The sequence below is a fragment of the Kitasatospora terrestris genome, assembly GCF_039542905.1.
GTDB lineage: Bacteria > Actinomycetota > Actinomycetes > Streptomycetales > Streptomycetaceae > Kitasatospora > Kitasatospora terrestris.
The window spans coordinates 6,190,249-6,209,637 of record NZ_BAABIS010000001.1 but is presented as its reverse complement, the minus strand read 5'-3'; the positions used below and the strand labels follow the sequence as shown (position 1 = coordinate 6,209,637).

Genomic DNA, 19,389 nt, shown 5'->3' with positions numbered 1-19,389 from the left:
AGGGCCAGGATACGGGTGAGCGTTCGAGCCATGCACGCACCGGACCCCTGTCTGCACCGGCGTGCCACGGCGTCGCCGGGGGCGGCGTCATTGCCGTCCCCGCCGGTGCCGGGGTGCGAGGTGGGCGAGGTCCTCGATGGTGACGGGCGGGAGGTACTCGCGGACCGGGGTCCGCTCCCACCACGCGCCGTCGGAACGGAGTTGGCGCGGGTGGGTGAAACGGTAGCGGTAGAGCCTGGCGCGGACGCAGGCGGGCGGGCGGTCGGGGAAGGGGTTGTGGCGCAGCAGCCGGAGGGTGTCGGGGTCGTTGACGAGCAGCCGGGCGACGAACGGGGCGAACCAGGGCCTGGCGTAGTCGGGTGAGATCGCGGCGAACCACATCAGCCAGTCCAGGCGCAGGTGGTAGGGGGCGAACTGGCGGGGCATCCGTCGCAATTCGCCCGGTTTGCCCTTGAATCCGTACGGGTGCCAGCGGGTGTGCCGGTCCGGTGGGAATTCGGTGGTGCCTTCGACCACGATCTCGTACCGGATCCGGTTGACCGAGCCGAAGGCGCCGTACGCGTTGACCAGGTGGAGGCGGTTGAAGGAGAAGTTCATCCGCTGCCGCGGGGAGATCAGGTTGCGCACCGGCCACCAGCTGAGTGCCAGCACGAGGGCGGTGAGGGCGGCCAGCAGTCCCTGGTACCACAGTGGTTGGTCTCCGAACGAGGGCGGTGCGGGCAGTGCGGACAGCCGGGTGGTGTCGACGGCGGAGAGGGCGAGGGCGATGGTCAGCCAGTTGAGCCAGGCGAAGTTGCCGGAGAGGACGAGCCACAGCTGGGTGACGGTGATCAGCAGGGCGGCGACGGTCGCGCCGGGCTGGGGCAGGAAGAGGCCGAAGGGCACCACGAGTTGGACGGCGTGGTTGGCGGCGGCCTCGACCCTGTGCAGCGGGCGGGGCAGGTGGTGGAAGAACCAGCTGAGCGGGCCGGGCATCGGCTGGGTCTCGTGGTGGTAGTAGAGGCAGGTGAGCTCGCGCCAGCAGGCGTCGCCGCGCCATTTGATCAGTCCGGCGCCGAATTCGACCCGGAAGAGCAGCCAGCGCAGCAGCCACATGCCGAGGACGGGCGGTGCGAGGTCGCCGTTGCCGAGGAAGGCGGCCAGGAAGCCCGCCTCCAGCAGCAGGGACTCCCAGCCGAAGGCGTACCAGGTCTGGCCGACGTTGACGATCGAGAGGTAGAGCGCCCAGAGCAGCAGCCACAGGGCGATGGCGGCGGCCGGCGGCACGAGGTCGTCCGCCCCGGCGGCGAGGGCGGCGGAGAGCAGCGCGCCGGTCCAGGAGACGCCGGCGAACAGGCGGTCGGAGTAGCGCCAGTGGAACAGGCTGGGTGAGCGGCGGAAGCCGGCGCGGGCCAGGTGGCGCGGGACGGGCAGCATGCCGTGTTCGCCGATCAGGGCGCGGAACTGGCGTGCGGCGGCGACGAAGGCGATCACGTAGAGGGCGGCGATCAGGCTCTGGCACACCTCCCGGGCGAGCCAGTACTCGGGGGCGGCGAACCAGTCCATCCTGGCCGCTCCTCGGGTCGTCGGGTCGGCTGCGCTCGGGCCGCCCCCATCCGTACCACCCGGCGGGCCGGGGCGGCGGGCCTCGCGGGCGTGCCGGACCTGCCGGTTCATCCGGTCGGCCCACGGTCGGCACCCGACCGGCGCACGGCCGGCCCGCGGTCGGCGCACGCCCGCTCGACACCGCGACCGGTCGGCGGTATTTCGCGGTGATCCTGCCGGAATGCCGCTGTCGGGGACGGCCTGCGGTGTGGTCTCATGCGAGCGACCCCCACAACAGGACCGTAACCCGGAGATGCTCATGACCACCCAGTCCCGACCACCGGTCTCCCCTCCCCTCCAGGACTCCGCTCCCCCGGCGGCCCGCTCCACCTCCGGCGCGATCTGGGCCGCCCTCGGCATCGTGTACGTGGTCTGGGGCTCCACCTACCTGGCGATCCGGGTGGTGGTGGAGACCATCCCGCCGTTCCTCTCCGCCTCCGCCCGCTTCCTGGTCGCCGGGGCACTGCTGGCCGCGCTGGTGGCATGGCGGCAGGGCCCGTCCGCGCTGCGGGTGGGCGGGCGGCAGTTCGCGTCGGCGGCGCTGGTCGGCGTGCTGCTGCTGATCGGCGGCAACGGCCTGGTGGTGCTGGCCGAGCGGACGGTGCCGTCCGGGCTGACCGCGCTGCTGGTGGCGAGCGTGCCGCTGTGGGTGGTGCTGCTGCGGCGCGCGGCGGGCCGGCGGACCCCGGCGGCGACGGTCGGCGGGGTGCTGCTCGGCCTGGTCGGACTGCTGGTGCTGACCTCGCCCGGACTGACCGGCGAGGTGCGGCTGACCGGCCTGCTGATGGTGGTCGCGGCGGCGCTGGTCTGGGCGTTCGGCTCGTTCCTCGCGGGCTATCTGCCGATGCCGGCCAACCCGTTCGCGGCCAGCGTGTACGAGATGCTGACGGCCGGCGTCGGCGCGGGCCTGCTGGCGCTGGCACGGGGCGAGCAGCGGCACTTCGACCCGGCGGCGGTGTCCACCGCGTCCTGGTTCGCCCTGGCGTACCTGTTTACGTTCGGTTCACTTGTCGCGTTCACGGCCTATGCATGGCTGCTGCAGCGCGCACCGCTTCCGCTGGTCGCGACGTACGCGTACGTCAATCCGGTGGTGGCGGTGGTGCTCGGCTGGCTGATCCTCGCCGAGCCCCTGACCTGGCCGATCGTCCTGGGCGGCGCGATCGTGGTGGCCGGGGTGTGCCTGGTGGTGCGTACCGAGCGGTAGTCGGGGACCCTGAACGGAGCATTCAAGAAGGTAACGACTTGGTCGATTCTGTGAGCAGATTGTTTTACTTATTGACGTCACCTTGACGCGCCCGCTTGACTCCTTCACCTCGCTGCAATGTTGCGGCGCTGTCAGGAGGCCCCACCCACCATGAGCGCAACCCCGCCTCGCATCGCCGTCGCCACGGCCGCCGCCGTGGCGCTGGCCCTGTCGCTGTCCGCCTGCGGGTCGGACGGCGCGAAGCCGTCGTCGAGCAACAACCGAGCGGTCGGACTGCTCCTGCCCGAACGGGCGTCGTCCACCCGCTACGAGGCGTTCGACAAGCCGATGATCGAGGCTTCGGTCACCGGTCTGTGCACCCGCTGCACCGTCGACTACGCCAACGCCGACGGTGACGAGAACAAGCAGAAGGAGCAGTTCGACGCGCTGCTCTCCCGCGGGGTCAAGGTGATCGTGCTCGACCCGGTGAACGCCGCCGTCACCGCGCCCTGGGTCGAGAAGGCCACCAAGCAGGGCACCAAGGTGATCGCGTACGACCGGCTCGCCGCCGGCAAGGTCGCCGCGTACATCTCCTTCGACAACAAGCGCACCGGCGAACTCCAGGGCCAGGCCCTGCTGGACGCGCTGGGCCCGAAGGCCGCCAACGCCGAGATCGTGATGATCAACGGCTCGGAGACCGACCCGAACGCCGCCGACTTCAAGGAGGGCGCGCACAAGGCCCTCGACGGCAAGGTCAAGCGGATCGCCTACGAGCAGTCCGGCGAGTGGAAGCCGGAGGTCGCCGCGCAGAAGATGAACGACGCGATCGGCAAGCTCGGCAAGAACGGCTTCCAGGCCGTCTACTCCGCCAACGACGGCATGGCCGCCTCGATCATCGACACCCTGCACAAGGCCGGGCGCAACGACGTCCCGGTCGGCGGGCAGGACGCCTCGCTGGACGCGGTCCGGCGGGTGCTGACCGGTGAGCAGACGTACACCATCTACAAGCCGTACCGGCCGGAGGCGGACGCCGCCGCCAACCTCGCCGTCTACCTGCTGAAGGGCCTGGACGTCACCGCCGTCGCGGCCACCATCACCGACAGCCAGGGCAACCAGATCCCCTCGATGCTGCTCACCCCGATCGTGGTCACCAAGGCCAAGATCAACGACACGGTGATCGCCGGCGGGCTCTACAAGGCGTCCGAGGTCTGCTCCGGGACGTACGCCAAGGCCTGCAAGGACCTCGGCATCCAGGTCTGACCCGGGATCCGCCGCCGGGCCACCGGGCCACCGAGGCCGGCCGGCTCAGCGGCGGATCCGCTGGGTGGCGGCGATGCAGCCGACCACCGCCAGCGCCGCGACCGGCGCGGCGGCCGGCAGCCGCTCGCCCAGCACCAGCACCGCCCAGCCGAGCGTCAGCAGCGGCTGGGCGAGCTGCAGCTGACTGGCCCGGGGCACGCCGATCTCCGCCATCCCCCGGTACCAGGGCACGAAGCCGCCGAACTGCGAGACCGCGCCGACGTACACCAGGCCCAGCAGTCCGTGCGTGCTCGCCCGCACCGGTTCGGCGCCCAGCCCCAGTGCCGCGGTCAGCACCATCACCGGCAGCGCCGCCACCACCGCCCAGGCGATCACCTGCCAGCCCGGCATCCGCCGCGCCAGCCGGCCGCCCTCCGCGTAGCCGGCCGCGCAGACCAGCAGCGCGCCCATCAGGTACAGGTCCGCCAGGCCCGGCGCGCCGCTGCTCTGCTGCAGCGTGAACGCCGCCACCACGGCCGCCCCCGCACCCGCCGCCCACCAGAACGCCCGCGGCGGGCGGGCCCCCGTCCGCACCGCCGAGACCACCGCGGTGGCCAGCGGCAGCAGGCCGATCACCACCGCCGAGTGCGCAGTCGAGGAGCTGGTCAGCGCCAGCGTGGTGAGCAGCGGGAAGCCGAGCACGCACCCCGCCGCGACGACCAGCAGGCCCGGCCGGTCGGCCCGGGCCGGCAGCGGCACCCGGCGGACCACCAGGCAGACGCCCGCCACCAGGGCGGCCAGCACACCGCGCAGTCCGGTGGCGCTCCAGGGGCCGAAGCCGTCGAGCGCCCACACCGTGGCCGGGAAGCTGAAGGAGAAGCAGAGCACCCCGAGGGAGGCGCGGGCGGTGCCGCCGACCGCTATCGAGCGGGGGAGAAAAGCGCTATCGTGTGCTGTCATACAGGAGCGTAGCAGTTGCGAAGGGCGGCCGGCCATGGAGCGGACGAGCGTGGCTGAGCTGGCCTCGATGCTGCGGCGGGAGGTCGTCCGCTACTCCATCGGCGAGAAGCTGCCGTCCAGCCGGGAGCTCGTGCAGCGGCACCAGGTGAGCCCGGTGACGGTCTCCCGGGCGATCTCCGCGCTGGCCGCCGAGGGCCTGGTGGTGGCCCGGCCCGGCGCCGGGGTGTTCCGCGCCGAGCCGAGGCGCTCCGCACCCGCCCCCGGCGACACCTCCTGGCAGGAGGTCGCGCTCAGCGCCGAGGCCGGGCTGCCACCCGCCCGCTCCATCGACGCCTCCGGCGTGCTCACCGCCCTCGCCCTGCCGCCCGCCGAGGTGATCGACCTCAACAGCGGCTACCTGCACCCCTCGCTCCAGCCCGAGCAGGCCCTCGCCGGGGCGCTCGCCCGGGCCGGGCGGCGGCCCGGCGCCTGGAGCCGCCCGCCACTGGAGGGCCTGCCCGAGCTGCGCGCCTGGTTCGCCCGGGACATCGCCGAGAGCGTCACCGCGGCCGACGTGCTGATCGCCGCCGGCGGGCAGTCCGCGCTCACCACCGCGCTGCGCTCGCTGGCCGCGCCCGGCGCGCCGGTCCTGGTCGAGTCGCCGACCTACCCCGGGATGCTGGCGATCGCCCGCGCCGCCGGGCTGCGACCCGTCCCGGTGCCGGTCGACCGCGACGGGCTGCGCACCGACCTGCTGGCCGGAGCCTTCGCCGCCAGCGGCGCCCGGCTGCTGGTCTGCCAGCCGCTGTTCCAGAACCCCACCGGAACGGTGCTCTCCGCCGAGCGGCGCCGCGAGGTGGTGCGGATCGCCCGGGACGCCGGGGCGTTCGTGGTCGAGGACGACTTCGCCCGGCGGCTGGTGCACGCCGACGCGCCCGAACTGCCGCCGCCGCTCGCCGCCGACGACCCGGACGGCGTCGTGGTGCACATCCGCTCGCTCACCAAGGCCACCTCGCCCAACCTGCGGGTCGCGGCGCTCGCCGCGAAGGGTCCGGCGCTGGCCAGGCTGCGCGCGGTGCAGGCGGTGGACTCCTTCTTCGTACCGCGCCCGCTCCAGGAGGCGGCACTCGAACTGGTCGGCTCCCCCGGCTGGCCGCGCCACCTCAAGGCGCTCGGCAACGCCCTGCGGGAGCGGCGCACCGCTGCGGCCACGGCGCTCGGCGGGCTCGCCCCCGCCCGGCTGCCGTACGGCGGCTACCACCTGTGGCTCCGGCTGCCGGAGGGCACCGACCCGGCCGCCGTCGCGGCCGCCGCCCTGCGCGAGGGCGCAGCCGTCACCCCGGGCCGCGGCTACTTCACCGCCGAGCCGCCCGGCCCGCACCTGCGGGTCGGCTACGCCTGCGCCGAATCCCCGGCCCGGATCACCGAGGGCGTCCACCGCCTCCGCCGCGCCCTGGGCGAGACCTGAGGGCTGGGCCCGGGGGCTAGACCGCCGCCGCGCTGAGGGCGCGGTCGCGGACCCGGTCGAGCAGGGCGAGCAGCACGTCCTTGCTGGAGGCGCGGTCGCGCACGTCGCACAGGACCACCGGCACCGACGGGTCGAGGTCGAGCGCGGCCCGCACCTCGTCCGGGGTGCAGTCGCGGCGCCCGTGGAAGCAGTTGACCCCGACGGCGAACGGGATGCCGCGCTGCTCGAAGAAGTCGACCGCGGCGAAGCTGCTCTCCAGCCGCCGGGTGTCGGCCAGCACCACCGCGCCCAGCGCGCCGAGCGAGAGGTCGTCCCACATGAACCAGAAACGGAACTGCCCGGGCGTGCCGAACAGGTAGAGCACCAGCTCGTCGTGGATGGTGATCCGCCCGAAGTCCATCGCCACCGTGGTGGTGGACTTGGTGCGGACCCCGTCCAGGCTGTCCACGCCGACGCTGGCCTGGGTGATCCGCTCCTCGGTCTGCAGCGGCTCGATCTCGCTGACCGAGCCGACCATGGTGGTCTTGCCCACGCCGAAGCCGCCGGCGACCAGGATCTTGACCGCCCCCGGCACCAGGCCGGCGGTCATGCGGCGAGCTCCATCGTGTGTACCCCTCAGTGCAGGTGACGTGCGGTCGGGGCGGTCGGGCGGTCGGCCCGGCCGCCGGTCAGAGGTTGCGGACGCCCTCGATCACGGCCTGGATCAGCGCCAGGTCCGGGACCTCGGCCAGCGGGACGGGCGCGCGGGTGAGGATCAGCGCGGCCTCCGCGAGGTCGCCCAGCAGCACCTTGACCACGCTGACCGGCAGGTCCAGGCTGGCGGCGATCTCCGCCACCGCGAGCGGCCGCTCCAGGCAGAGCGCCAGGATGGCGGCCTGCTCCGGCGACATCCGCGTGGTGTCGGTGCGCGGGTCGGTGGTCACCACGAGGGTGATCAGCGAGAGGTCGGCCCGCTCGGAGGCGGTCCGCCCGCCGGTGATGGCGTACGGGCGGACCAGGTGACCGGCGTCGCGGTCGAACCAGGCGTCCTCGGACTCCACGGTCACGCGCCGTCACCCGCGGCGCCCCGACCGGCGTCGCTGCGCGGCGCGGCGGTCAGGTACTGGCCGACCTGCTTGACCAGCATGTTGATCTCGTACGCCATCAGGCCGGCGTCGACCTCCTCGGAGGTGAGGACGGCGAGCCGGGCGCCCTGGCCGGCGGTGGTGACGAACAGGAACAGCCGGTCCATCTCGATCACCGTCTGCCGGACGGTGCCGCCGTCGAAGCGCTGGCCCGCGCCGCGAGCCAGGCTCTGCAGGCCGGAGGCGACCGCGGAGAGGTGCTCGGCGTCCGCGCGGTCGAGCTGCTTCGACATGCCGACCAGCAGGCCGTCCTCGGACAGCACGATCGCGTGCCGGGTCTCGGGGACCCGGGACACCAGCTCGTCGAGGAGCCAGTTGAGATCGCGCTGGGTGTCGGTGAGCTGGGTCATCGGTGGGGATCCTCGGTAGGCGATGCGTCCTCGGGCGCCGGGGCGGCGGCCTCGGCGGCAGGGTGGTCGGGGGTCAGCCGGGCGCTCCGGGTGCCGCGCTGGATCGCGGCCATGGTGGCGCGGGAGCGCTGCGGGGTGTGCTCGGCGGCCGGTTCGGCGGGGGACGGCGCGGCGGGCTCGGGCCGTTCGGCCGCGGCCTCCCGCAGCTGGTCGGCCAGGCTGGCGTTGCGCACCCGCTTGGGCAGCACCGCGGGGGTGCGCAGCCCGTCGTCCTCGCCGGACTCGAAGCCCGAGCGGGCGGCGTCGAACCAGTCGGCGCCGGGCCGGGCCGGCTCCGCGAGCTCGACGGCGTCGGCCACCGCGCCGTGCACCGGCGGCTCCGGATCGGTCGGCGCGGACTCGGCCGGGTCGGCCTCCAGCGCCTCGGGCCGGGCGGCGGCGCGCGCGGAGAGGGCGGCGGCCAGCGCCGCGTCCAGGTCGTCCGGCTCCAGCGGGCCGTACGGATCGGCGGCCTCGGCGGTCGGCCGGGGGAAGGAGAAGGCGGCCACCACGGCGCCGGGCAAACCCGGGATCGCGTCGCCGGCCTGCGGCTCGACCGCCGCCGGCTCGACCGCGCCGCCGGTCAGCGCACTCAGCGCGGGCGCCGCGCCCGGGCCCGCGGCCGGGCCGGCGACCCGGGCGCCGAAGGGCAGCCCGGGGATGCCCGCCGGGGACTCCGGCTGCTCCAGCAGCGCGGCGGGGACCAGCACCACGGCCCGGGTGCCGCCGTACGGCGAGGGCCGCAGGGTGACCTGGATGTCGTGCCGGGCGGCGAGCCGGGAGACCACGAACAGGCCGAGCCGCAGGTCGTCGCCGAGCGCGGCGACGTCCAGCTCGGGCGGGTCGGCGAGGTAGGCGTTGAGCCGCTCGTACTCCTCCTCGGACATGCCGAGCCCGCGGTCCTCGACCTCGACGGCCAGGCCCTTGGGGACCTCCTGGGCGGAGACCAGCACCTGGGTGTACGGCGGGGAGAAGGTGGTGCCGTTCTCGATCAGCTCGGCGGTCAGGTGGATGACGTCGGCGACCGCCTGGCCGCTGAGCGAGATCCGCGGCACGCCCTGGACGGCGACCCGGGCGTAGTTCTCGGTCTCGGAGACCGAGCTGCGCAGCACGTTGACCATCGGCACCGCGTTGCGCCAGCGGCGGGCGGGCAGCGCGCCGCCGAGGATGACCAGGTTCTCGGCGTTGCGCCGCATCCGGGTGGCCAGGTGGTCGACCGCGAACAGCTCCTTGAGCAGCTCGGGTTCCTCGTGCTCGCGCTCCAGGGCGTCCAGCATGTTGATCTGGCGGTGGATCAGCACCTGGGTGCGGCGGGCGATGTTGAGGAAGACCTTCTTGGATCCCTCGCGGCCCTGGGCCTGCTGGACGATGGCGGCGACGGCGGCGCTCCGGACGGCGTCCACCGCCTCGGCGACCTGCTGGAGCTCGTCGCCGCCGGCCCGGCGGTCGCGCGGGGCGGCGGGGAAGGACTGGGCGAGCGGCGGGAGGTCCTCGCCGGCCCGGATCCGGTCGACCACGTCGGGCAGTTCGCTCTCGGCCAGGCCGCGGGCGAGCTCGCGCAGCCCGTCGATGCGGGCGGTGAGCGCGAGGGCGGTCTGGCGGCCGCGGACCAGGCTCCAGGCCAGGACGGCGGCGACCAGCGGGGTGCCGACCGCGGCCGCTGCGCCGTGCCCGCTGCTCAGCAGCAGGACGGCGGCCCAGCCCCAGCCGAGCGCCAGGCCCAGGCAGGGCACCAGGACCAGGGGAAGGAGCGAGGTGCGGAGGGAGCCGGAGCGGCCGGCGCGGTGTCCGGGGTGCGTGGCCGGTGTGCCTGGCATCTGAGTCCTTGTACGGGTGCGCGGCGCCGGGTGGACGCCCGGTCCAGTCGGTGGATTTGACTGTCCGTCATCGAACGGTTCCGTGCAGCGAGCTTGCTGGCTGCACGCACGCTACCAGCCCCGACGGGCCCGATAGCAACATCAACTGACGATACGTTAATGAACACGTCATGTCCGGGCGGCCCGTCGGACTGCTCCGACGGGCCGCCCGGTCCGGCGTCCTCGCAGGTCAGCTGGCCAGCGCCCGCAGGCCCGGGCCGTCGTCGGGGAGCTTCGCGAGGTGGCCGAGCTTCTCCGACCACTGGACGCCGTAACTGCCCGCCGCCACCTGCCCGAGACGCAGCCGCTGGACGTCCGAGGTGCCGGCCGGCGGGTAGACGTGGGTCGCGTCGCGCAGGTAGCGCTCGATCGCGAAGGACGACTGCAGGCCGCGCGCGGCGTGGATCTCCATCGCGGCGCGGGCCGAGTCCAGCGCGTACTCGGTGTTGATCAGCTTGGAGTTCATCAGCTCGGCGTCGCAGGGCAGTCCGCGGTCCAGCAGGTGGGCGGCGTGGTACGCGGCCAGCCGGGCGGTCATCAGCCGGGACTGCATCTCACCGATCTTCAGGCTGATGTTGGGCAGCGCGGACAGCGGCCGGCCGTACATCGTGCGGTCCTCGGCGAAGCGGACGGTGTCCTCGACGATCGCCCGGTGGATGCCGAGCGCGACCGCGGCCAGGTTGGGCCGCCCGTAGAGGATCGACGAGGAGTACGCGACGTCCAGCCCCTGGCCCTCGCGGCCGAGCCGGTTGGTGGCCGGGATCCGGCAGTCCTCGAAGACCAACTCGCCGAAGCTGAAGCCGTGCAGGCCGCTCTGGCTGCCGAGGTCGCCCAGCCGGAAGCCCGGCCGGTCGCTCTCCACCAGGAACGCGGAGAGCCCGCGCGAGCCCTTGCCGGTCCGGAACACCACGCCGTGCACGTCGCCGATGTGCGAGTTGCCGACGAACCACTTGCGACCGTTCAGCACGTACTCGTCGCCCTCGCGGCGGGCGGTGCCGGACATCCCGAGCACGTGGCCGCCGGACTCCGGCTCGGTGACCGCGATCGTCGGCAGCGCCTCCCCGGAGGCGAACCGCGGCAGCCAGTACCGGCGCTGCCGCTCGTTGCCGAAGTGGATCACCTTGGCGACGCCCAGCTGGGAGGCCTGGGCGATCGCGCCGATCGCGCCGCTGACCCGGGCCAGCTCCTCGATCACCACGGTCTTCGCCAGGTGGCCGAGCCCCATGCCGCCGTACTCGCGTCCTATCGTGACGCCTATCCAACCTCTGCGCGCGATCTCCCGCGCCAGCTCGAACTCGACCTCGCGGTCGGACTCCATCCGCGCCACCTGCGGGCGGACCTCCTTCTCGGCGAACGCCCGGACCTCCTCGCGGAGCCGGTCGTGGCGCTCGTCGGTGAAGTAGTCCGCACCTGTGCCCGTGCCCACCATGCTCCAGTGTCCTCTCGTGATCGGTCGTCGCCCCCGGCTGCCCCCCGAGGCCGCGTGGCCGCCCATCGCACGGGAGCGGACCTGTTCGGCGCCGCTCATTGTCATATGGGGTGAGCGTGGGACTCCAGGGTGTGATCATGGAATGGCGAGAAGTCGGCGGAACGAATTCGCGAATGGTTTGAGCGCCCGCCAGGTGGGAATTGATCTTGCCCAGGTTCCACGGAGCGGAACTGACGGGCCGTCTTCGAAGGCGCTACCGAAGTCTGATTACATGTGCGCCATGACAGATGTGATGGGCGCTCAGAACGCCTTCCCGGGCGGCGGTGGCGGCGAGTCGGAGCGGACCCGGCGCCTGCGCAGCCTCGGCTTGAACGACCCCAGCCCGGACGAGGCCTTCGACCGCTTCGCGCACCTCGCGGCCAGCATCACCAGGGCCCCGATCGCGATGGTGAACTTCGTCAACGACGAGCGGCAGATGTTCCGCGGGCTCTACATTCCGCCAAATCCGGCCCAGCTGGAGGACGACGACACCTGGGCCGACCGGGGCATCGCCTTCGACCTGCCCAACCGGGAGATGCCGCTCAGCCACGGCTTCTGCCCGCACGTGGTGGCACAGCGCTCCCCCCTCGCGCTGGACGACATCCTGGCCTACCCGCGGTTCGCCGGAAACCCGGTGGTGGACGAACTGGGTGTGCGCGCCTACCTGGGCGCCCCCCTGGTCGACGACACCAACACCGTGATCGGCACCGTCTGCGTGCTCGACCGCGAACCCCGCCAGTGGGGCCGCGAGCGGCTCAAGGACATCCAGCACCTCGCCGAGGCCCTGCTGTCCGAGATCCGGCTGCGCGACAACCTGCTGCTGCAGCAGCAGGAGATGTTCGCCGCGTTCGACGGCTCGCCGTTCCCGATCATGCTCACCGACGGCCCGGACCACCTGATCCGCTACGCCAACGGCGAGCACGCGGGCATCTTCGGCAACCCCGGGCCCTACGCGCCGATCGGCCAGATGTACCCGCAGCTGGCCGCCGCGGGCCTCGCCCACGCGGTCGCCGACGCGTACCTGAGCGGGCGGGCCACCGTGCTCAAGGAGGTCCGGGTGCAGTCCTACCTGCCCAGCGCCCGGCGCGCCGAGCAGGTGTACACCTTCACCTGCACCCCGCTGCGCAACGCCCGGAGCGGCCAGGTCAACGGCGTGCTGACGGTCGGCATGGACGTCACCGCGCAGTCCCGCACCGAGGAGGAGCTGGGCACCCTCGCGGCGCTGCTGGTCGACCGCCTGCAGCAGTCCGGCCGCGGCCTGCCCGGCTGAGATCGGTCGTGTCCCTGTCACTACGGCGTCGATCCCGGTACGGTCGTGCTGCGCGCCCGACCGGGTCGGGACGGCGTCGGGACAGGGGGCCCTCCGTCCGCGGCGCCGTGCTGCGCGCGCTCGCGGCCCGACCCTCCCTCCCACTCGTCCTCCCCGCGGGAACCCGCTCGCCCCGCGGACACCCGCCCGCGGGAACTCACGCCAGCTGCGCCACCAGGGCCGTGCGCAGGCCGGTCGGAAGGTTGGCCTCGGCGGCCAGGGTCGTGCGGTACGCGGCGTCCGCCCCGGCCGTCAGGCCGTCCAGGCCCAGCGCGGTCAGCGCCGCCGGCGGCGCCAGGTCGATCACCGGCCCGCTCGGCCGGTCGCCGAACGGGAGGCGCGGACGCAGCTCGGCGCCGGTCTGCTGGATCTCGTCCAGCGCCAGCCGCCAGGTCGGCCGCTCACCGGGCACGGCGAGCGGACCCGGGCCCACCCCGAGCGTGGGCAGCGAGGCCAGCGCCCCGGTCAGCCGCCGGGTCGCCTCGGCCAGCGTGACCCCCGCGACCAGCGGATCGCCGTCCTGGTCGTCCAGGTCCACCAGCCGCTCCGGTAGCGGCTCCTCCAGCCGGGCCCCCGGCGCGGCCAGGCTCCGCATCAACCCCGCCTCCCCGTACCGGGCCGTGCCGTCGATCGCCACCAGCCGGATGTCGCCGTCCCGGGCGGCGACCAGCCCCCGGTACGGATCGGCGTCGGTGGTGGCCACCGCCAGCAGATCGGCCCGCAGACCGGGCCGCAGCATCCCCAGCGCCCCGTCCCAGCGCAGGATCCGGGCCGCGTCACGGGTCGCCATCGCCACCAGCTCCTGCTCGGTCACCGTCCCCGCCGCGGCCAGCCGGGCCGCCTTCAACTCGCCCAGCAGCCCCTTCGACCCCGACACCGACCAGTCCGACCCCAGCGCCACCCGCACGCCCGCCGCCCGGGCCGCGGCGATGTCGGCCGTCCGTCCGTACAGCAGCAGGTTGGACAGCGGCGACCAGACCATCGAGCCGCCGTGATCGGCGAGGATCTTGAAGTCCTCGCTGCCGAGGCCGGTGCAGTGGATGCCGACCAGGTTCTCGGTGATCGCCCAGCGGCCGGGCTCGAACTCCAGCGCCCGGAAGTGGCCGCGAGCCACGTCGTCCACGCCCTCGGCGAGGTGCAGCAGCAGCCGCTGCTTGCGGTTCAGCCGGTCCAGGAAGCGGCGGGCGTCGTCCGCGTCCACGTCCGCGATCCGCGACGCGGCCGCCGGCAGCGCCGGGTCCTTCGGCTGCTCGACGTTGCGCACCACGCCCCGGTACATCCGGCGGGCGCCCGCGTTGCTGAACAGCGCGATGCCCTGGCTCGTCGTGGTCCCGTTCAGCAGCGCCTTCGCCTCGACGTACCGCACCACCGCGGGCATCAGCAGCGGATCGTGCCCCAGCGCCGTCATCGGCCCCGTCACCAGCCGCCGGTAGTCCTTCGTGCCGCCCCACTGGCCGCGGTTGTCGAACCGCTTGGGCACCTGCCACAGCTGCAGCACGTCGTACGGCAGGTGGTTGTGCAACTCGATCAGCCCCGGGTAGACCGTCGCCCCCGTCCCCGTCACCGGGACCCCCGCGAACCCCGCCGGCGGCGGCTCCGCCGCCGGCCGCACCGCCTCGATCACCCCGCCCGCCCCGACGTACAGCACCCCGTCCGGCAGGACCGTGTCCCGCTGGTCCATCGTGACGATCCGCCCGCGCAGGGCGATCCTCCCAGCCATCGCACCGACGCCTCCTCGCACAACCCGTCGGACTCCCCACCCCCCATCGTCCCGCCCCCACCCCCACCCAGCACCCCCACCGAAACCCCAGCCCCCGCAGCACCACCCCAGGCACCCCTCCCGGCGAAGCCGGCCCCCGCCACAGGCGAGCCAGCCCCGGCGAAGCCAAAGCCCACCCGCAGGCGCAGCTCGACGCGCCCCGCAGACGCACCCCCGGCGAAGCCGAAGCATCGCCACAGGCGCACCTCCCGGCGAAGCCGGAACACCGCCGAAAGCGGGCCACCACGGCGAAGCCAAAAGCCCACCGCAGACGCAACTCGACGCCCCACAGACACACCCCCGGCGAAGCCGAAGCATCGCCACAGACGCACCTCCCGGCGAAGCCGGAACACCGCCGCAGGCGGGCCAGGCCCGGCGAAGCCAAAGCCCACCCGCGCGCGCACTTTCCGGCGGACGCCGGGCAGAGCTTCAGGCGCGCCCGTGTCGCAGGCCCAGGGCCGTCGCAGGCAGCTCGGTCCCGGCCGGCCGTGGGCGCGGCGCGAAGCCACGCCGCAGGCGGGGGCGGGGCTCAGCCGGGGGCGAGTTGCAGGACGGCGATGCCCGCCAGGACGGTCGCGCCGGCGGCGAGCCGCCAGTGGCCGAGCCGTTCGCGGAAGACGACGGCGCCGATGACCGCGGCGACCACGATCCCGGTCTCCCGCATCGCGGCGATCACCGCCAGCTCACCGTACGACTGCGCCCAGACCACCAGCCCGTACGCGGTCAGTGACAGCACCCCGCCCGTCAGGCCGCGCAGGCGGCCGCCTCGCATCGCGCCTCGCAGGTCGCGCCCCCGCACCGCGAAGGCGACGAGCAGCATGGCCGCGCCCTGGGTGACGAACATCCAGGCGATGTATCCGCCGACGGAGGCGGACACCCGCACTCCCGTGCCGTCGATCACGGTGTACCCGGAGATCAGTACGCCGGTGGCGAGCGCGGCGCCGAGCGCGGGCAGTTGTTCGCGGCCGGGTGCGCCGCCGGCGAGGGCGAGGCCGGCCAGGCCGAGCGAGATGACCAGGACGCCGGCCCAGGTGCTGCCGGGCAGGGTCCGGTGGAGCAGGGTGACCGAGAGCAGCGCGACGGCGAGCGGGGAGGTGCCGCGGGCGATGGGGTACATCTGCCCGAAGTCGCCGAGCCGGTAGGCGCGGACCAGGAGCAGTTGGTAGCCGAGCTGGCAGGCGGTGGAGGCGGCGAGGTAGGGCAGGGCGGCCGCGCCGGGCAGTGGGAAGAGTGCGGTGAGGGCGAGTCCGCAGCCGAGGAACGCGCAGTTCATCAGGGCCATTCCGGCCAGTTTGTCGGTCGCGGAGTGGGCGAGCGCGTTCCACACCGCGTGCAGTACGGCGGCGGTCAGCACGACGATCGGCACCGCTGCTTCCGGTCCCACGAGCACCTCCGAGGCGAGAAGTTGTCTGCACAACTTAGCGCTCCTCGGTGAACGCCGGGCGTCGGGGCACCCGGGGGCCGCCCGCCGGGCGGAGCAGCCGGACCGGCAGACTGACGCCATGTCACCGACCCGCCCGACCTCCGCCGGCCTCCCCGCCCAGACGGCTGCCACCGTCCCCACCGCCTCCGCCACCGCGGCCACCACCGGCGCGATGGTGGTCTGCGGCGACGACGCGCTGGCGCTGCGGCTGGCCCAGGAGCTGACCACGGTGTACGGCCGGCCGGTGACCGTGGTGCTCCGCTCGCTGCGCGAGGGGCAGGGGCCGCAGCTGGCCGCGCTCGCCGCCCAGCACCCGGGCCTGCGGCTGGTGGAGGCCGAGGACCTCGCCTCGCACACCCTGGCCGCGGCCGGGGTGCGGGAGGCGTCCGCGCTGGCGCTGACCGGCGACGACGACCAGGCGAACATCCAGGCCGCGCTGCGGGCCCGGCGGCTCAATCCCGGGCTCCGGCTGGTGCTGCGGGTCTACAACCGCAAGCTCGGCCGCCGGGTGGGTCTGCTGCTCGACCGCACGGCCACCGCCCGTGAGCGTTCCGCCTCCACCGCCGTCCTGTCCACCTCGTTCACGGCCGCGCCGGCCCTGGTGGCCGCCGCGGTCTCCGGCGGCAGCGTGGTGGTCAATGTGGGCGGGCGGCTGCTGCGGGCCACCGAGCTGCCCGCCGGGCAGCCCGCCACCGGCACCGAACTGACCACCCTGGCGGCCCTCCCCGAGGCCCGGACGGCGCCGGCCGAGCTGCTGCCGGACGCGGCGGAGGGCCGCCGGCTGGTGCTGGAGATGCTCGGCGGCACCGCGGAGCCGCCCCGCCGCCGTCGCCACCTGCCGGGCCTGGCCGAACTGCCCTTCGCCGCCCTGTTCTCGCCCCGGCTGCGCTGGGCGTTCGGCTCGCTGGCCCTGCTGCTGCTGGCCTTCGCGGGTCTGACCTCGGCGCTGACCGGCGCCGACCCGCTGCACACCGGGTACCTCGCGGTGCTCGACGTGATCGCCATCGCCGACCCGGCCACCGACCAGGCAGCCCCGCGCAAGGTACTGCAGATCCTCACCGCCGTCAGCGGGCTGCTGCTGATGCCGCTGCTCACGGCCCTCGCCCTGGAGGCGCTGGGCACCTTCCGCGCCGCCAGCACGCTGCGCCGTCCGCCGCGCCGGATCTCCGGTCACGTGGTGCTGCTGGGCCTGGGCCGGGTCGGCAGCCGGGTGCTGGACCAGCTCTGGGAGCTGGACATCCCGGTGGTCTGCGTGGAGAGCGACCCGACGGCCCGCGGCGTGGCCCGGGCCAGGGCGTACGGGGTGCCGGTGGTGCTGGGCGACGCCACCCAGGAGGGGGTGCTGGAGGCGGCCCGGATCGGCCGCAGTTCGGCGCTGATCGCGCTGACCGGGGACAGCTCCAACCTGGAGGCCGCGGTCCTGGCCCGGGAGTCCTCCCCGGAGCTGCGGGTGGTGCTCGGGCTCTTCGACGACGACTTCGCGACCGAGCTGTACCGGGCGCTGCGCGACTCCTACCCGGAGGCGGAGACCCGCAGCCACAGCGTCTCGTTCCTGTCCGCGCCGGCGTTCGCCGCCGCGATGATGGGCCGGCAGGTGCTGGGCGCGCTCGCGGTGGGACGCCAGGTGGTGCTGATCGCGGCGGTGGACGTCTCCGGGCACCCGGAGCTCGCCGGGCGGACGGTCGCCGACGCCGAGCAGTCCGGCGCGGTGCGGATCATCGCCGTGCAGCCGGCCGGTACCGACCGGCCGGAGCCGCGCTGGCGGCCGGCCCGGGACAGGGTGCTCCGCGAGGGCGAGCAGGTGGTGGTGGCGGCCAGCCGGGCCGGCCTGGGCGCGATCCTCGGCCACTCGCCCGGCGAGTAGCGGAACCCGGGTCCGGCGGTGCCCGGTCCCGGCGGTGCCCGTCCCGCGCCGCCGGACACGCGTCGGGCCCGGCGCACCGTACGGATACGGAATGCCGGGCCCGGCGAAGCGCTGGACGTCAGCCGACGTTGACGGCCTTGAACTCGTCCCAGGACAGCAGGCCGTCCTTGCTGGTGTCGGCCTTGGCGATGATCGCCTGCGCGACCGTCACGGTGACGTTGAAGTCGCCCATCTCGGCCATGACCTTGGAGTACTCCTCCGGCGAGATGAAGCCGTCGCCGTTCACGTCGAAACGGTCGAACGCGGCCTTGGCCTTGTCGATGTCCATCTGGACGATGCCCCTTCTGAGTGTTGCTGTGACGCCCGTACCCTAGCCCAGGCCCGGCTCAGCTTGCGATGCCGCAGTACTGCTGCTGCTTGCCGATGGCCCGGTACATGCAGTCGGCGTTCTCCAGCAGCCGCAGCATCGCCTCCCGGTTGCGGGTGGTCTCCCGGGTGATGACCGAGCCGGGCGGGTAGAAGCCGCCGCCGCTGCTGGAGGTCGGGTACATCTCGAAGGTGTACGCGAAGATCCGCTGCGCGCCCCACAGCCAGTCGTCGATCGACCCGTCGGTGATGTACAGGTCGCTGGACTGCTCGGGGGTGTAGCCGTTGGTGCCGGCCATGTTCCGCCCGAAGGCGGCGAAGGTGTTGGCCTCGTCGGCGGTCATGCCGGTCGCGGTGTCGGCGGTGGTCCAGCCGAACGGCCAGAGCACCAGCTCGCTGTAGGTGTGGAAGTCGATCGCCGCGGTGATCTGCTGCTTGCCGCCGACCACCCGGGAGCGCACGAAGTCGGCCACCACCTTGACCTCCTTCGCGGACTCCGGGGCGCTGCCCCGGTAGGTCTCGCTGGAGGTGGAGCCGGACGAGCCGCCGCAGCAGCCGAACTTGTAGTCCCAGTTCCGGTTGAGGTCGGTGCCGACGTACCGGCTGCCGGAGTTGGGCTGGCGGTCCTTGCGCCAGCTCTTGTAGCTGCCGGTGGAGATGTCGTACTCGCCGCCGTCCGGGTTGAGGTCCGGGACGATCCAGATCTCCCGGCCGTTGACCGCGGCCGCGATCCGGGAGTCGGTGGCGTACTTGTCGCCGAGCTCGTGCAGCAGGTAGAGCGCCATCTCCACGGTCAGGTGCTCGCGGGCGTGCTGGTGGAAGGTGAACAGCACCTCGGGCTCGTTCTCGTCGGTGGCGACGTTGTCGCTGACCTTCACCGCGAGGATGTCCCGGCCCTCGTAGGACTTCCCGATCACCTGCTTGCTCATGATCCCGGGGTGGGCGGCGACCACGGCGTTGATGTCGGCGGTGGCCTCGGCGTAGTTGTGGTAGGCCGAGTCCTTGCTGGGGAAGTCGTTGATGCCGGGGCCGAGCTGGGCGTTCTGCTCGGGGCCGGGCAGCTCGGTGAGCCGCCAGCCGAGGGCCTTCAGCCGCAGCAGTTCGGCGGCGTTGGCGGAGACGACCAGCGAGCGGGCGTCCACCTCGTCGATGGAGGCGCCGGTGGCGGCGACGGCGGTCCGCTCGGCCACCGTGGAGGGGCCGTCGACCGCGTACTGGCGGACGGTCTCCTCGGCTGCCCCGATCCGAGCGGCGTCGAAGCGGGCCGCGTCGAAGGGTGCGGCGTCGGAGCGCGCGGCGGCGGGAGCGGCCGCGCCGAGCGGTGCGGCGAGGGCGAGTGTGAGCAGGGCGGCGGCGGCGAGGGCCGGCCGGCCGCGGCGGGGCAGTCGCATGACTGTCCTCCTGTGGGGGTCCGGTGG

Annotated in this window: 16 protein-coding genes; 5 read left to right on the top strand and 11 right to left on the bottom strand. The window is 73.9% G+C overall.

Annotation, left to right across the window (positions count from 1 at the left end):
* Positions 1-87: 87 nt before the first annotated feature.
* Positions 88-1,545, bottom strand: a complete 1,458-nt coding sequence (locus ABEB06_RS28455; protein WP_345699744.1) for a lipase maturation factor family protein — start codon at positions 1,543-1,545, stop codon at positions 88-90.
* A gap of 298 nt (positions 1,546-1,843) precedes the next feature.
* On the opposite strand from ABEB06_RS28455, the gene ABEB06_RS28450 reads away from it, so the two are divergent.
* Both ABEB06_RS28450 and ABEB06_RS28445 read left to right on the top strand, forming a co-directional pair.
* Positions 1,844-2,788 (top strand): EamA family transporter, encoded by a 945-nt coding sequence (locus ABEB06_RS28450; protein WP_345699743.1) that lies wholly within the window; start codon positions 1,844-1,846, stop codon positions 2,786-2,788.
* A gap of 150 nt (positions 2,789-2,938) precedes the next feature.
* Positions 2,939-4,027, top strand: coding sequence for a sugar ABC transporter substrate-binding protein (locus ABEB06_RS28445; RefSeq protein ID WP_345699742.1), 1,089 nt, complete (start codon positions 2,939-2,941; stop codon positions 4,025-4,027).
* A 45-nt stretch (positions 4,028-4,072) separates the two neighbouring features.
* On the opposite strand, the gene ABEB06_RS28440 is transcribed toward ABEB06_RS28445, so the two are convergent.
* The gene (locus ABEB06_RS28440) at positions 4,073-4,966 is read right to left on the bottom strand and encodes a DMT family transporter (RefSeq protein WP_345699741.1); all 894 of its coding nucleotides are present in this window, start codon (positions 4,964-4,966) and stop codon (positions 4,073-4,075) included.
* Between the two features lie 34 nt (positions 4,967-5,000).
* Here ABEB06_RS28440 and ABEB06_RS28435 point away from each other — a divergent pair, with 34 nt between their 5' ends.
* Complete coding sequence (locus tag ABEB06_RS28435; RefSeq protein ID WP_345699740.1) at positions 5,001-6,413, top strand: aminotransferase-like domain-containing protein; 1,413 nt, start codon at positions 5,001-5,003, stop codon at positions 6,411-6,413.
* A 16-nt stretch (positions 6,414-6,429) separates the two neighbouring features.
* Here the strand turns inward: ABEB06_RS28435 and ABEB06_RS28430 are convergent, their stop codons facing one another.
* From ABEB06_RS28430 to ABEB06_RS28410, 5 genes are all read right to left on the bottom strand, one after another.
* A complete protein-coding gene (locus ABEB06_RS28430) occupies positions 6,430-7,002 on the bottom strand; it encodes a GTP-binding protein (RefSeq protein WP_345699739.1) in 573 nt (190 codons plus the stop codon).
* Positions 7,003-7,081: 79 nt separating this feature from the next.
* Positions 7,082-7,459: a DUF742 domain-containing protein gene (locus ABEB06_RS28425; RefSeq protein WP_345699738.1), complete on the bottom strand. Its 378-nt coding sequence runs from the start codon at positions 7,457-7,459 to the stop codon at positions 7,082-7,084.
* Positions 7,456-7,887, bottom strand: a complete 432-nt coding sequence (locus ABEB06_RS28420) for a roadblock/LC7 domain-containing protein (RefSeq protein ID WP_345699737.1) — start codon at positions 7,885-7,887, stop codon at positions 7,456-7,458. Before ABEB06_RS28420 ends, ABEB06_RS28425 begins: the two co-directional genes overlap by 4 nt.
* Positions 7,884-9,743 carry a sensor histidine kinase gene (locus ABEB06_RS28415; RefSeq protein WP_345699736.1) on the bottom strand — a complete coding sequence of 620 codons (1,860 nt, stop codon included), beginning with the start codon at positions 9,741-9,743 and terminating at the stop codon, positions 7,884-7,886. The genes ABEB06_RS28420 and ABEB06_RS28415 overlap by 4 nt, the downstream gene beginning before the upstream one ends.
* A 229-nt stretch (positions 9,744-9,972) precedes the next feature.
* On the bottom strand, positions 9,973-11,211 hold the full coding sequence (locus ABEB06_RS28410; RefSeq protein WP_345699735.1) for an acyl-CoA dehydrogenase family protein: 1,239 nt from the start codon (positions 11,209-11,211) through the stop codon (positions 9,973-9,975).
* 280 nt (positions 11,212-11,491) lie between these two features.
* On the opposite strand from ABEB06_RS28410, the gene ABEB06_RS28405 reads away from it, so the two are divergent.
* Positions 11,492-12,520 carry a GAF domain-containing protein gene (locus tag ABEB06_RS28405; protein ID WP_345699734.1) on the top strand — a complete coding sequence of 343 codons (1,029 nt, stop codon included), beginning with the start codon at positions 11,492-11,494 and terminating at the stop codon, positions 12,518-12,520.
* Positions 12,521-12,716: 196 nt separating this feature from the next.
* Here the strand turns inward: ABEB06_RS28405 and ABEB06_RS28400 are convergent, their stop codons facing one another.
* Together ABEB06_RS28400 and ABEB06_RS28395 are read right to left on the bottom strand one after the other, a co-directional pair.
* Positions 12,717-14,279 (bottom strand): amidohydrolase family protein, encoded by a 1,563-nt coding sequence (locus ABEB06_RS28400; RefSeq protein ID WP_345699733.1) that lies wholly within the window; start codon positions 14,277-14,279, stop codon positions 12,717-12,719.
* A gap of 568 nt (positions 14,280-14,847) precedes the next feature.
* Positions 14,848-15,702 (bottom strand): EamA family transporter, encoded by an 855-nt coding sequence (locus ABEB06_RS28395; RefSeq protein ID WP_345699732.1) that lies wholly within the window; start codon positions 15,700-15,702, stop codon positions 14,848-14,850.
* Positions 15,703-15,820: 118 nt separating this feature from the next.
* Here ABEB06_RS28395 and ABEB06_RS28390 point away from each other — a divergent pair, with 118 nt between their 5' ends.
* Positions 15,821-17,605, top strand: coding sequence for an NAD-binding protein (locus ABEB06_RS28390; RefSeq protein WP_345699731.1), 1,785 nt, complete (start codon positions 15,821-15,823; stop codon positions 17,603-17,605).
* 118 nt (positions 17,606-17,723) lie between these two features.
* On the opposite strand, the gene ABEB06_RS28385 is transcribed toward ABEB06_RS28390, so the two are convergent.
* Both ABEB06_RS28385 and ABEB06_RS28380 read right to left on the bottom strand, forming a co-directional pair.
* The gene (locus ABEB06_RS28385) at positions 17,724-17,933 is read right to left on the bottom strand and encodes an EF-hand domain-containing protein (protein WP_345699730.1); all 210 of its coding nucleotides are present in this window, start codon (positions 17,931-17,933) and stop codon (positions 17,724-17,726) included.
* Positions 17,934-17,991: 58 nt separating this feature from the next.
* Positions 17,992-19,362: a M14 family metallopeptidase gene (locus ABEB06_RS28380; RefSeq protein ID WP_345699729.1), complete on the bottom strand. Its 1,371-nt coding sequence runs from the start codon at positions 19,360-19,362 to the stop codon at positions 17,992-17,994.
* Positions 19,363-19,389: the final 27 nt, after the last annotated feature.

Bases quoted from the DNA above. Each gene is read 5' to 3' on its own strand.
- ABEB06_RS28455 (WP_345699744.1), bottom strand. From the start codon at position 1,545: ATGGACTGGTTCGCCGCCCCCGAGTACTGGCTCGCCCGGGAGGTGTGC.
- ABEB06_RS28450 (WP_345699743.1), top strand. From the start codon at position 1,844: ATGACCACCCAGTCCCGACCACCGGTCTCCCCTCCCCTCCAGGACTCC.
- ABEB06_RS28445 (WP_345699742.1), top strand. From the start codon at position 2,939: ATGAGCGCAACCCCGCCTCGCATCGCCGTCGCCACGGCCGCCGCCGTG.
- ABEB06_RS28440 (WP_345699741.1), bottom strand. From the start codon at position 4,966: ATGACAGCACACGATAGCGCTTTTCTCCCCCGCTCGATAGCGGTCGGC.
- ABEB06_RS28435 (WP_345699740.1), top strand. From the start codon at position 5,001: ATGGAGCGGACGAGCGTGGCTGAGCTGGCCTCGATGCTGCGGCGGGAG.
- ABEB06_RS28430 (WP_345699739.1), bottom strand. From the start codon at position 7,002: ATGACCGCCGGCCTGGTGCCGGGGGCGGTCAAGATCCTGGTCGCCGGC.
- ABEB06_RS28420 (WP_345699737.1), bottom strand. From the start codon at position 7,887: ATGACCCAGCTCACCGACACCCAGCGCGATCTCAACTGGCTCCTCGAC.
- ABEB06_RS28415 (WP_345699736.1), bottom strand. From the start codon at position 9,743: ATGCCAGGCACACCGGCCACGCACCCCGGACACCGCGCCGGCCGCTCC.
- ABEB06_RS28410 (WP_345699735.1), bottom strand. From the start codon at position 11,211: ATGGTGGGCACGGGCACAGGTGCGGACTACTTCACCGACGAGCGCCAC.
- ABEB06_RS28405 (WP_345699734.1), top strand. From the start codon at position 11,492: ATGACAGATGTGATGGGCGCTCAGAACGCCTTCCCGGGCGGCGGTGGC.
- ABEB06_RS28400 (WP_345699733.1), bottom strand. From the start codon at position 14,279: ATGGCTGGGAGGATCGCCCTGCGCGGGCGGATCGTCACGATGGACCAG.
- ABEB06_RS28390 (WP_345699731.1), top strand. From the start codon at position 15,821: ATGTCACCGACCCGCCCGACCTCCGCCGGCCTCCCCGCCCAGACGGCT.
- ABEB06_RS28385 (WP_345699730.1), bottom strand. From the start codon at position 17,933: ATGGACATCGACAAGGCCAAGGCCGCGTTCGACCGTTTCGACGTGAAC.
- ABEB06_RS28380 (WP_345699729.1), bottom strand. From the start codon at position 19,362: ATGCGACTGCCCCGCCGCGGCCGGCCGGCCCTCGCCGCCGCCGCCCTG.